This window comes from uncultured Roseobacter sp. (genome assembly GCF_947495025.1).
GTDB lineage: Bacteria > Pseudomonadota > Alphaproteobacteria > Rhodobacterales > Rhodobacteraceae > Roseobacter.
In genome coordinates this window covers 869,443-882,419 of sequence record NZ_CANLXG010000002.1, presented here as the reverse complement: position 1 = coordinate 882,419, position 12,977 = coordinate 869,443, and the positions used below count along the sequence as shown (strand labels likewise).

The following is a 12,977-nucleotide window of genomic DNA, read 5'->3' as shown; positions in this document are numbered from 1 at the left end:
TTACCGTGGTGAGCGTTTCGCCAGAATACGCTGCAGTGTCCGCCGATGCATGTTCAGACGGCGCGCAGTTTCGCTCACATTCCGGTCACAGAGTTCAAACACACGCTGAATGTGTTCCCACCGCACGCGGTCTGCACTCATCGGGTTTTCGGGCGGCGGGGGCAGATCGTCGCCGCGGGCCAGCAGGGCGTTCACGATGTCTGCGGCATCCGCAGGTTTTGAGAGATAGTCCACCGCTCCGATCTTGACCGCTGCAACTGCTGTCGCAATCGCACCGTATCCGGTCAGGACCACAACGCGCGCATCGGGACGTTTTTCCTGAAGCACCTCAACCACATCAAGCCCGTTGCCGTCCTCCAGCCGCAGATCAACAACTGCAAAGGCAGGGGGACGCGCGGTTGCGATCGCTTTACCGGCGGCGACAGACCCCGCAGTCTCAACTTCAAAACCACGCTTTTCCATCGCCTTGGCCAGGCGTCGCAGAAACGGCTCATCATCGTCGAGCAGCAGAATACTCCGGTCGGCCCCGGGTTCGAGATCAATCATATCTGGCATTGGCGCACGCGGTTCCCTGAGTTTTTTATTTCGCAATTATATGAGGCGCGAAGGGTCTCAGGTCAAACGGGACATCTCAGTTATTCAAAAAAATCAGGCGCTTTCGACAAAGCAGGCCACCGTGTCTGCCATCTGTTCAGGTGTCGCTTCACGCCGGAAGAACTCAACAAAACCCTGCTCAGGGAGTACCAGGTAGCTGAATGTCGAGTGATCAACGAGATAAAACTCATCATCGCCCTCGTGGGCCTTGTAGTATGTACGGTACGCTTCACTGGCCGCTTTGATCTGCGCATCCGATCCGGTCAGACCAATCATCCGCTCGTGAAGATTATAGGCAAAATCGCCCACCACTTCCGGCGTGTCCCGCGCAGGATCGACAGTGATAAAGACGGGGGTTGCCGTGATCCCGCGCTCGGCCAGGATGTCCACCGCCTCTGCGTTGCGCGCCGTATCGAGCGGGCAGACGTCCGGGCAGAAGGTATAGCCGAAATAGAGGATCGAAGGCTCTGTAATCACGTCTTTGTCTGTGACGGTTTCACCGGAGGCGTTCACAAGTTCAAAGGGCCCGCCGATCGATCCCGCGCCACCCGCAATCTGACTTGCCCGGCACTGCGCAAACTGGTCTGCGTTGGGATCAGGTTGTGAAACAAACCAGAAGACACCGACAAAGACGGCAATTCCCAGGACGGCAAGCGGGGCAATAAGACGCGCGTTCATTACAGACTCCAACGAAAGCTGACGGGTTGATCCTAGCAGGGCGCAGTCCTAACGTCCTGCGACACATGTGCAACTCAAGAAGAGGTGATTTTGATGCCCGGCTCTGACGTCAGACCTCTGAGCGGACAGTTTCGCGCGAACTGGATACGTCTGCGCACGATGATTCTGCTGCGCTGGTTTGCGGTTGCCGGACAGCTGACCGCGATAACGGTGGCGCAGAATTTTTACGGCCTGCAGCTGAACCTCGGCCTTTGCTATCTGGTGATCGGCACTTCGGTGATCGCCAATCTGGTTTCCATGTTCGTCTTTCCGGAAAACAAACGCCTGACGGAAACAGAGAACATGCTGATGGTCCTGTTTGACCTGCTGCAGCTGAGCATTCTGCTGTTTCTGACAGGCGGGCTGCACAATCCGTTTGCGCTGCTGGTGCTTGGGCCGGTCACTGTCTCGGCGGCGGTTCTGAGTTTCCGCTCAACGGTTTTTCTGGGCGCGACTGCTATTTTCGCTGTCTCACTGCTCTCGGTTTTCCATTTTCCTCTGCGGACCCACCAGGGGTTCATCCTCGAAATTCCGGACGTCTTTGTCTTTGGCAACTGGACGGCTCTGATCATCGCAATTGTCTTTATCAGTGCCTATTCCATGCGTGTGACATCAGAGATTCACTCTATGTCCGATGCTCTTTCAGCGACCCAGATGGCACTGTCCCGTGAACAGAAACTGACGGATCTGGGGGGTGTTGTTGCCGCCGCCGCGCACGAACTCGGCACACCGCTCGCAACCATTAAACTGGCAAGTGGTGAGCTGCTGGAGGAACTGTCTGACCGGCCCGACCTGCAGGAGGACGCAGCCCTTATCCGCGAACAGGCCGACCGCTGCCGTGATATTCTGCGCGACATGGGGCGTGCGGGCAAAGACGATCTGCACCTGCGACAGGCCCCTCTGATGGCCGTACTGGAAGAAGCGGGAGAGCCGCACACCGATCGCGGTAAGCAGGTGCATTTTGAGGCATCCGGCGATGCGATGGAGCAACCGTCCATCCTGAGAAAGCCAGAGATCATTCACGGTGTGCGCAATCTTATCCAGAACGCAGTCGACTTTGCTCATTCCGAAGTCTGGGTAGAGGCCCGCTGGTCTGATGAACAGATTGCCTTGCGTATCATCGACAATGGCCCGGGTTTTCCCTCTCAGCTGATCGGGCGGATTGGCGATCCGTTTATGCGCCAGCGTCGCAGCGGATCCGAGCGTCGGGCACGGCCCGAGTACGAGGGTATGGGCCTCGGTCTGTTCATTGCGAAAACGCTCCTTGAACGATCAGGCGCCGAGCTCAGCTTTGCAAACGGGCGGGATCCGTCTTCGGCTGCGCCACGATCACCCGACAGCATCGGCGCCGTGGTCGAAGTCACCTGGGCCCGCAGGCTGATCGACGCGCGGACAGGGGACACGCCCGCTCCAACCGGCCTCAACACCAGGATATCCGTTTAGAATTCTTTAAAACCTGAGCCGTGCGACGGTATTGTTAACGACGCGTTAACCACAATCCACGATCCTGAAGCAGCATTATTGCTACGACAGGGTACGAAAAAATGACGCTCTGGGAAATCACGGTTATCGTGAGCGCCGCTGCCGTGAGCGCGCTCGCTGGCCTCGCGTGGATCATTTCGCCGCGCGGGCAGTCAGTTGTGAGCCGTCGGAATATGACCCAGAAGCTGTCAGAAGGTGTCTCGTTTCTGTTTGAGAACGAGCGCTTACATCATGCGTCAGAGGCCGCTCTCGAAGTGTATCATCCGCTGCCGGGCCATGACGACTGGACAACCTGGCGCGAACGCATGCTCGGCCGGTTTCCGGGCCTGCCGTCATCTCTTTCCGATACTCAGGGTTCAAACCTGACCGTTCAGGCCCGCAACGCCGATGACAAAGCCACCTTATGTGTCTCACGCAAAGGCCGCTTTACCCAGGTCCAGATGATCGAGAACGGGATGGCCGGTGCCGCGCAGTCCCAGCAGCTGCGGGCCCTCAATCTGGAACTTGAACACCTCCGCCGCGCGAGTGACACCACCCCCCACGCCGTCTGGCAGATTGACCAGGATGGCTATGTCACGTGGTTCAATGCCGCGTATGAGCAGCTTTACAGCAGGCTCTATAACCGCAAGCCAAGTGCAGGTACGCCGGTGCTTGCTGTAAATGAGATCGGTCCGACAACAGACGGTCCCCGGCGCATGTCGGCAGAAACGGCCGACGGCGGAATGACAGACTGGTATGACGTTACAACCGCCCAGGTGGGTGACACGCGTATCTACCACGCGGTCAACATCAATGCCGTCGTCCGGTCCGAAGCCGCCCAGCGCAACTTTGTTCAGACACTGGCCAAAACCTTTGCGCAGCTGTCCATCGGTCTGGCCATTTTTGACCGCAACGGGCAACTGGCGCTGTTTAATCCTGCGCTGATTGATCTGACGGGTCTGCCCGCGGATTTCCTCAGCGGGCGCCCGACCCTGTTGTCGTTTTTCGACCGGATGCGCGAGAACCGCCGTATGCCGGAACCCAAGGACTATGGCACCTGGAGACAGCAGATCGCCGAGGTGATCGCCGCAGCGACCGATGGCCGCTATCAGGAAACATGGACGCTTGAAACAGGTCAGACTTACCGTGTGCGCGGACGCCCGCATCCGGACGGGGCGATCGCATTTCTGATCGAGGACATCAGTGCCGAGATATCCCTGACCCGGAACTTCCGGGCCGAGCTCGAGCTGGGGCAATCACTGCTGGATACTTTCGATGAGGGACTCGTTGTTTTCTCCTCCACCGGCGTGCTCACTTTCTGCAATACCGCGTATCGCGATATGTGGGGTCTGGACCCGGACAGCTCCTTTGCCGACGTGACAATTGCCGATTCCGTTCGCGAATGGAAAAACCTCACAGAACCCGGTGCACGGTGGGCAGCGCTGACGGATTTCGTACTCGAATTCGGAGACCGGGAATCCTGGCAGATGCCGGTAACGCTCAAGAATGGCAACAGACTGACCTGCACGGTGTCCAGAATCGCCTCGGGCGCAACGGTCATCCGGTTTATTTCCACAGGTGCCAAAAAGGCACGGCGCCGTGTGTCGGCCATCGGCGAAAACTGATCTGAAACGGGTCAAAATCGGCTTGCGGCTTCTGCCCCTGCCCGTCACCATACGTCCATGGTTTCGCAATCCCTGTCAGCAGTACTGAGTTCTCCGGAGGAAACCGGCACCCTGGCCGGACGCCTGGCACAGCAGCTGAACCCGGGCGATGTTCTGCACCTGATCGGAGAGGTCGGCGCAGGTAAAACCCATTTTGCCCGCCATCTTATTCAGTCTGTGCTCGAGGTTCACGAAGATGTCCCGTCGCCGACGTTTACACTTGTACAGGAATATGAAACTGTCCGCGGCCCGCTGTGGCACAGCGACCTCTATCGCGTGACCTCGACCGGTGAAATCGAAGAGCTCGGTCTGACAGAGGCCTTTGACACTGCGATCTGTCTGATCGAATGGCCGGACAGGCTTGGAGACCTCGCAGCCGCCAAAGCGCTTGAAGTCAGACTTGATCCTGCGCCAGAAGAGATGGCACGGCGGATGACAGTTTCATGGTCAGACAATCGCTGGACAGACAGGGTAACTGCATGGCTGAGCTGAACACGCGCGCTGCGCTCAAGACAGATTTTCTGAAGCGCACCGGCTGGTCAGACGCAGACATCCGGCCCCTCGCCGGGGATGCATCGAACCGCACCTATGAACGGTTGCGCCATACCGGAGGCCAGCCTGCTGTTCTCATGGATGCGCCGCCGGACAAAGGCGAGGATGTTGGTGCTTTCGTCGGGATTGCGCGATACCTGACCGGAACAGGCCTCAGTGCGCCGGAGATTCTGGAAATCGATGAGCAGAACGGGTTTCTGCTGATCGAGGACCTCGGCGATGATCTTTACGCCAGATGCCTTGCGCAGAATTCGTCTCTGAACGGGCCGCTGTATGACGCAGCGGTAGACGTGCTGACACATCTGCACCGTCATGATCCCCCGGCTGGTCTGTCGCGCTATGACGCAGACAGAACAGTGCCGTTGGCCTGCCTGGCTTATGACTGGTATGTTCCGGGCGTTATCGGATCGTCGGATCCGGAAGGCAGGGAAGCTTTTGCCCGGATGGCCGATGCTCTGCTCCGGCCATTTGACACGGATTGTCAGGTTCTGATCCAGCGCGACTATCATGCCGAGAATCTGCTCTGGCTGCCAGAGAGACAGGGTGTCGCGCGAGTGGGTCTTCTCGACTTCCAGAATGCTGAACTCGGGCATCCCGTCTATGATCTCGTTTCTGTCCTGCAGGACGCCCGGAGAGACGTGGGGCGTCAGACCGAACAGGCTATGAAAGAGCGGTTTTTGGCATATAACGCCTTTGACAGAGACGAATTTGAACGCGCCTATGCTGTTTTTGGCTTGCAGCGGAATCTGCGGATTCTCGGTGTTTTCGCAAGACTTTGTCTGCGCGATGGCAAGGCCCACTATGTCGATCTGATCCCGCGCGTCTGGGGGCATATCCAGACCTGTCTGCGGCATCCTGATCTGCATGACATCGCAAACCTTCTTTCTGAGAACCTGCCCGCCCCTGACAGAGCCCTCCTGGCCACACTGAAGTCGCAGGTCGCTGCATGAGCATGCCGGTAATGATGTTTGCCGCGGGCTTCGGAACGCGGATGAAACCGCTGACCGACACGCTCCCGAAACCAATGATCCCCGTTTCTGGCCGACCTCTTGCAGATTACGCACTGGACATGGCGCGCGCTGCAGAGCCACCTGTGATTGTGGCAAATCTTCACTATCTTCCGGACCTTCTGAGGGAACACCTGAATGCGCGGGGCGTAAAGACCATCACCGAAGCGCCGGAGATACTGGATACCGGGGGTGGCTTGCGCAACGCGTTGCCCCTTCTGGGCAGTGATCCGGTCATTACGCTGAACTCAGACGCCATCTGGTCTGGCCCCAACCCGCTCAAAGAACTGTTGCAGGCGTGGGATGGCGCGCGGATGGATGGGCTGCTGATGTGTGTTCCCCGGCACAATGCCCTCGGATCCGGATCCCGTGGTGATTTTGTTGCAGACGAAACAGGACGGCTGAGCCGGGGACCGGGTGACATATACACCGGCGCACAGATCATCAGAACAGATCTGCTGGAAACGATCCCCGAGACCTGCTTTTCACTTAACCGGGTCTGGGATCTGATGATGGCACGTAAAAGGCTGTTCGGTCTTCAGTATCAGGGACAGTGGTGTGACGTCGGTCATCCTGACGGTATTCTCATCGCCGAGGATTTGCTGGAACGCAGCGGTGTTTGAAGCGTCGGACACACCACGGGTCTTTGGCCTCGCACCTGGCGCAGATTTTCCGGCCGGTCTGGTTGATGGTCTGTGCGCACGCCTCACAGGTCGCCCGCCCGAAGAAATGGCCCGGGTCACAGTGATCGTGAATACGGCCAGGATGCAGCGGCGTATCGTTTCACTGTTTCACCGGAAACAGGCACTGTTGCTGCCCAGAATACTGCTTCTGTCAGACCTGAACCGGTTACAGCCCGGCGTTCATCTGCCCCCGGCGACATCCGCCCTGCGGCGGCGTCTTGAACTGATTTCGCTGGTTTCCGGGTTGCTGGACAGACAGCCGGATCTGGCAGCTCGCGCCTCGCTCTATGCGCTGACCGACAGCCTTGCGGCACTTATGGATGAAATGCAGGGCGAAGGTGTTTCCCCGGAAAGCCTTGCGCGACTGGACGTCACGGACCAGTCCGGGCACTGGCAAAGAACGCAGCAGTTCATTTCCATAGCCCAGCGCTATCTTGCTGAAACCGGGTCGGCATCAGACAAAGAGGGCCGCCAGCGAGCGCTGATACAGGCAATTGCCGAACACTGGACTTTGCATCCTCCTGCCGATCCCGTCATCCTTGCAGGCTCAACCGGTTCGCGCGGCACTACGATGTTGCTGATGCGCGCGATTGCTGACCTGCCAAAGGGTGCGATTGTACTGCCCGGCTTCGACTTCGGGATGCCGGCACAGGTCTGGGCCCGCATGGATGATGCGCTGCTGTCCGAAGATCATCCGCAGTACCGGTTTCACCGCCTGATGCAGGATATGTCGATCAGCCGCAGCGATGTCACGCCGTGGTTCAGTGCGGCGCCACCCTCAGAAGCACGCAATGCACTGATTTCTCTGTCCTTGCGCCCTGCCCCGGTCACGCATGCCTGGCTGAGCGAGGGCCCGAAGCTGACGGACATCGCGGGTGCCTGTGAAAACGTAACACTGCTGCGCGCACCGACACCGCGCCTTGAAGCCCTGACCATTGCGATGCGGTTGTGCAAGGCGGCGGAAGACGGCCAGACAGCCGCGCTGATCACTCCGGACCGAATGCTGACACGACAGGTGACCGCTGCTCTGGATCGCTGGGACATTGTGCCGGACGATTCAGCCGGCGCCCCGTTGCATCTGTCTCCTCCGGGCAGATTTCTCCGGCATACGGCCCGTCTGTTTCACCGGCGACTGGACACCGAGGCTCTGATCACGCTGCTGCGGCACCCGCTGACGCATTCCGCGACGGACCGGAACCAGCACATTCTCAACACGCAACGGCTTGAACTGCGGATACGCGACCGTGGCATGGCGTTTCCGGACACCAGCGGTCTGCTGCGGCTCATGCGTCACAGCTTCGAGAACGAAAAGGAACAGCAGGCGCTGGACAACTGGCTGCGCTGGGTCGGGGACACGTTCTGCGGACATCATGAAGACACCTCTGAACTGCCCCTGAAGACGCGCGCGCAGAAGCATTTTGCCTTGTCAGAGACTGTTTCCCGTGGGCCGGCCGGTCAGAATTCCGGTGAACTCTGGCTTAAAAAAGCCGGCCAGCAGGCACTGAAGGTAATGCAGGAACTGCTCGAAAACGCGGGCTATGGCGGCGGGATGACAGCATCCGACTATGCAGATCTGGTCGGCGCGCTCCTGTCCGAGGGAGAGGTGCGGGACCGGGACACACCACATCCGGGCATCATGATCTGGGGTACGCTTGAGGCACGTGTTCACGGGGCCGATCTGGTGATCCTCGCCGGTCTGAATGACGGAACCTGGCCCGAAGCGCCTAAACCCGACCCGTGGCTGAACCGCAAACTGCGCAATGATGCCGGGCTTTTGCTGCCCGAACGGCGTATCGGGTTGTCTGCGCATGACTATCAGCAGGCGATCGGTGCGCCCGAGGTCTGGCTGACCCGGTCTGTCAGGTCGGATGACGCAGAGACCGTTGCATCTCGCTGGCTGAACCGCCTTGGCAACCTGCTGGAAGGTCTCCGAACCAATGGCGGTCCGGAAGCACTGCGCGCAATGACGGGGCGCGGTGATGTCTGGCTGCAATACGCACAGAAGTCTGAAGAGGTTCGACCCGGAACGCCCGCGCCAAGACCGTCGCCGCGACCCCCGGCAAAAGCGCGACCGCGCAAACTTTCCGTGACCGAGATTAAACGTCTGATACGCGACCCATATGCTGTTTACGCCCGGCATGTGCTCCGGTTACGGCCCCTTGGGCCACTTGTGCCTTCACCGGATGCCCTGTTGCGCGGGATTGTTTTACACGATGTGATGGAAAAATTCATCCGGGACTCCCTGACGGATCCATCACTGATATCGCCTGGGCATCTGTCTGCAACCGCGGCACAGGTTCTGCCGGCGAGTGTGCCCTGGCCCGCCGCCCGCAGTCTCTGGCAGGCGCGGATCGACCGTATCTCGGGCAGGTTTGTTTCCGGCGAGATTGCACGTCGCTCCACGGCAACTCCTGTAGCGATGGAAAAGCAGGCACATGCGGTTCTGCGATGGGCTGACATAGATTTCGACCTGATTGCCCGTGCCGACCGGATTGATGAAACCGAAAACGGTGATGTGCTGCTTTATGACTACAAGAGTGGATCGCCACCATCGGCCAAAGAGCAGGCCAAATTTGACAAGCAACTGCTGATCGAGGCTGCGATGATTGAGCAGGGCGCCTTTGACACGCTTGGTCCGCGCGCGGTCAGCAGGGCTGTTTTCCTCGGTTTAGGCTCTGATCTGCGTGAGACAGTGGCGCCTCTGGACAAGGAACCGCCGGTTGTTGTGCTTCAGAACCTGCGAGAGCTCATCACGGCGTATCTTGATCCCTCACAGGGGTTTTCATCGCGACGTATGATGCAGAAAGACGACTTCGCCGGAGACTACGATCTGCTTGCCCGTTTTGGCGAATGGGATGTGACAGACGACGTCGTACCGGAGGATCTGACATGATCCGGCGCGATGATGCTACAGAAGCGCAGGTCCGCGCCGCACGACCCGATGCCTCGACCTGGCTTGCTGCAAATGCCGGTTCAGGAAAAACGCGCGTCCTGACCGATCGTGTTGCCCGGTTGCTGCTGGAAGGCGTCGAGCCACAGCACATTCTGTGCCTGACCTACACAAAAGCCGCAGCGTCCGAGATGCAGAACCGTCTGTTCCGGCGTCTGGGTCAGTGGGCAATGCTTGAAGATGATGCCCTGCGTGCGTCTTTGGTCGAGCTTGGCGCCGAAAACACCGTCGACGCAGCAGGGCTGCGGAATGCAAGAACGCTGTTCGCCCGCGCTATCGAGACACCGGGCGGCCTGAAAATCCAGACGATCCACTCGTTTTGTGCGTCTCTGTTACGGCGGTTTCCCCTCGAAGCAGAGGTCTCACCGCAATTCACCGAGATCGAAGACCGAGCTGCCGACCTGCTGCGTGCGGAGATCGTGGATCAGATGGCCGACAGTCCGCAGGAGACAGCCCTGGTTGTGGGTCTGGCGCAGCACTACACCGGCGAGGACTTTGGCGCCCTGACCCGCGCAGTGGTGCAGCATTCGGAACAACTGCGGCAGCCGCTGTCCCGTGCGGAGATCCTGCGCCTGTTTGGTGCGCCGGACACTCTGACGTCCGGCGATGTGGCACGCATGGTTTTCACCGGCGGTGAACAGAGCCTGATCGACCGGATCATTCCGGTGGGTGCTGCGTCGGGCAAAACAGATCAGACACTCGCGGCAAGACTGGCGGCCATTGCCAGTCTGGACAGCGGCGCGTTACCCGAACTGGAGAGCATCTTTCTGTATGCCTCGGGTGAATACGTGGGTCAGGGCAAGGTCGCCGGCACCTCAAAACCGGCCCTGACCAAGGCGGCACGCAAACTGCTTGGCACGGACGAAGCGGAAGCGGACGCCCTGATGAACCGGCTTGCTGCCGCGCGCCCCTTGCGCCTCGCGCTGGCCGCAGCCGACAAAAGTGAGGCGCTGTTTCGTTTTGCGCAGCGGTTCCTGCAACACTATGCAGCGCAGAAACAACAACGGGGCTGGCTGGACTTCGACGATCTGATCCAACGGGCACGCGACCTGCTGACAAATCCGGATGTCGCTGCCTGGGTGCTGTACCGTATCGACGGCGGTATTGATCATATTCTTGTCGACGAAGCCCAAGATACCAGTCCCGCGCAATGGGACGTGATAAGAAAACTGGCTGCGGAATTCTCCAGTGGTGAAGGCGCACGCCAGGAGAAAAAGCGCACGCTGTTTGTTGTGGGGGATAAAAAGCAGTCGATCTATTCGTTCCAAGGCGCAGACCCGCGTGAATTCGACCGCATGCAGGCGGAGTTCCGGGAGAAACTGGAGGCAGCAGGGCAATTATTCCAGAGCGAGAGCTTGCAATATTCATTCCGGTCATCTGATGCCATCCTGCGGTTGGTGGATCAAACGTTCAACCGACTGGATAACGCGGGCTTTGGCCAGGACGGTCAGCATCTGGCGTTCCATGCCGATCTGCCGGGTCGCGTTGATCTTTGGCCGCTGACTGAACCGCAGGAAGAAGAGGATGAGCGCGCGTGGTACGACCCGCTCGACCGCCGGAGCGCAAGACATCACGACGTGGTGTTGGCAGAGAAAATTGCCGATTGTATCAAGGCGATGATCGACAGTGGCCAGACGATTCCGGCGGAAGATAAAGTCAACGGCAGGGCCGCGCGTCGTCCGGTAACGGCGGGTGATTTTCTGATCCTTGTTCAGCAGCGGCAAAACCTTTTCAGCGAGATTATCAGGGCCTGTAAACGGGCAGGGCTGCCGATTGCCGGCGCGGACAGGCTGAAGATTGGCGCGGAACTGGCAGTGCGGGATCTAGCGGCGCTACTGTCCTTTCTGGCGGTAGCCGAGGATGACCTGTCGCTGGCCTCGGCGCTGAAATCGCCGCTGTTCGGATGGAGCGAGCAGGACCTGTACGGGCTGGCGCACAAGCGGACGGAAAAATACCTTTGGGAAGCTTTGCGGGATCAGGAAGCCGAATACCCCGATACACTGGCAATCCTGCATGACCTGAGAGCGCGGACCGAATTTCTGCGGCCCTATGACCTGATCGAACGGATACTGACGCGACATGGAGGGCGGCGCAGACTGTTGTCACGGCTTGGGGCGGAGGCCGAAGACGGCATCAATGCACTGCTTTCCCAGGCCCTGGCCTATGAACGGACCAGTATCCCGAGCCTGACGGGGTTTCTGGTTTGGATGCAGACCGACGACCTGGAAATCAAGCGTCAGATAGACAACGCCTCTGACCAGATCCGGGTGATGACGGTGCATGGCGCCAAAGGTCTGGAAGCTCCTATTGTGATCCTGCCGGATACGACGAAACGCAACATCACAATTCGAGAAGACCTGCTGAAAATCGGGAACAGCACTGTCTGGAAAACAGCCAGCGACGACATGCCCACAGCAATGGCCGACCGTGTGGCAGAGATGAAGGAAGCAGAACGCGAAGAACGCCTTCGGCTGCTTTATGTGGCTCTGACACGGGCGGAAAAGTGGCTTATCGTTGCGGGCGCGGGGGAGCTTTCCAAAGAAAACGACAGCTGGTACCAGCTGGTCAGCGCCGCGATGGACCACGCGCATGCGGGCAAAACGGTGTTTCAGGGGGAAACGATCCGCCGTCTTGAACATGGCGACTGGGACAGCCTGCCGGTCATGGAATCAAAGTCTGACCCCGTGGCAGATGTCGCTCTGCCAGACTGGTTGTCACGTCCGGCACCCGACCCCGCTCCCGCCCAACGCGTCATCACGCCGTCTGATCTCGGTGGTGCCAAGGCGCTTGCCGGAACCGAGGGCCGCGACGAGGCGGCAGCGAAAAAATGGGGGCGTCTTGTGCACTCTATGCTGGAGCATATGTCGGCCACGCCCCCTTCGGGCTGGCCGGATATCTGCAACAGTCTGAGGGATGCCGATACAACAGCCGCCGATCTTTCGGAGGCGGAAGAGGAGGCCAGCCGGGTTCTGAATAATCCGGAACTGCAGCATCTTTTTTCCCAGGGAACACTTGCCGAGGTCGCGGTTTCCGCACCCGCAGGCCCGGATCGTATCTATGGAATTGTGGACCGTCTGATCGTTACCGACGATCACGTTCTGGCCGTTGATTTCAAAACAAACCGGGCGGTGCCGGAATCACCCGTGCAGTGTCCCGAGGGTATTCTGCGCCAGATGAGCGCCTATGCCAGCGCGCTTGCCTTGGTGTACCCGGGCAAACGGGTTGAAACCGCAATTCTGTGGACCAGAAACGCGACTCTCATGTCCCTGCCGCACGAAATCGTGACGGACCTGTCAGAAAGCGCGCTATATCTTGACGATGCCGGGTCGGATACCTAGGTTTTGCGTCC

Annotated in this window: 9 protein-coding genes; 7 read left to right on the top strand and 2 right to left on the bottom strand. The window is 59.2% G+C overall.

What is annotated here, in order from left to right; all coding sequences use genetic code 11:
* Together Q0792_RS12485 and Q0792_RS12480 are read right to left on the bottom strand one after the other, a co-directional pair.
* Positions 1-555, bottom strand: coding sequence for an ActR/PrrA/RegA family redox response regulator transcription factor (locus tag Q0792_RS12485; protein WP_298840897.1), 555 nt, complete (start codon positions 553-555; stop codon positions 1-3).
* A gap of 93 nt (positions 556-648) precedes the next feature.
* The gene (locus tag Q0792_RS12480; protein ID WP_298840895.1) at positions 649-1,272 is read right to left on the bottom strand and encodes an SCO family protein; all 624 of its coding nucleotides are present in this window, start codon (positions 1,270-1,272) and stop codon (positions 649-651) included.
* A 93-nt stretch (positions 1,273-1,365) separates the two neighbouring features.
* On the opposite strand from Q0792_RS12480, the gene regB reads away from it, so the two are divergent.
* The 7 genes from regB (at position 1,366) to addA (ending at position 12,966) form a co-directional block, all read left to right on the top strand.
* Positions 1,366-2,754 carry a sensor histidine kinase RegB gene (regB, locus tag Q0792_RS12475; RefSeq protein WP_298840892.1) on the top strand — a complete coding sequence of 463 codons (1,389 nt, stop codon included), beginning with the start codon at positions 1,366-1,368 and terminating at the stop codon, positions 2,752-2,754.
* A 101-nt stretch (positions 2,755-2,855) separates the two neighbouring features.
* A complete protein-coding gene (locus Q0792_RS12470; protein ID WP_298840889.1) occupies positions 2,856-4,397 on the top strand; it encodes a PAS-domain containing protein in 1,542 nt (513 codons plus the stop codon).
* Between the two features lie 57 nt (positions 4,398-4,454).
* The gene (gene tsaE / locus Q0792_RS12465) at positions 4,455-4,928 is read left to right on the top strand and encodes a tRNA (adenosine(37)-N6)-threonylcarbamoyltransferase complex ATPase subunit type 1 TsaE (RefSeq protein ID WP_298840886.1); all 474 of its coding nucleotides are present in this window, start codon (positions 4,455-4,457) and stop codon (positions 4,926-4,928) included.
* Positions 4,916-5,938 (top strand): phosphotransferase, encoded by a 1,023-nt coding sequence (locus tag Q0792_RS12460; protein WP_298840883.1) that lies wholly within the window; start codon positions 4,916-4,918, stop codon positions 5,936-5,938. The genes tsaE and Q0792_RS12460 overlap by 13 nt, the downstream gene beginning before the upstream one ends.
* On the top strand, positions 5,935-6,618 hold the full coding sequence (locus Q0792_RS12455) for a nucleotidyltransferase family protein (protein WP_298840881.1): 684 nt from the start codon (positions 5,935-5,937) through the stop codon (positions 6,616-6,618). The genes Q0792_RS12460 and Q0792_RS12455 overlap by 4 nt, the downstream gene beginning before the upstream one ends.
* Entirely contained in the window at positions 6,611-9,571 is a 2,961-nt protein-coding gene (gene addB / locus Q0792_RS12450; RefSeq protein ID WP_298840878.1) for a double-strand break repair protein AddB, read from the top strand. Before Q0792_RS12455 ends, addB begins: the two co-directional genes overlap by 8 nt.
* Positions 9,568-12,966: a double-strand break repair helicase AddA gene (gene addA / locus Q0792_RS12445; RefSeq protein WP_298840875.1), complete on the top strand. Its 3,399-nt coding sequence runs from the start codon at positions 9,568-9,570 to the stop codon at positions 12,964-12,966. Before addB ends, addA begins: the two co-directional genes overlap by 4 nt.
* Positions 12,967-12,977 lie beyond the last annotated feature (11 nt).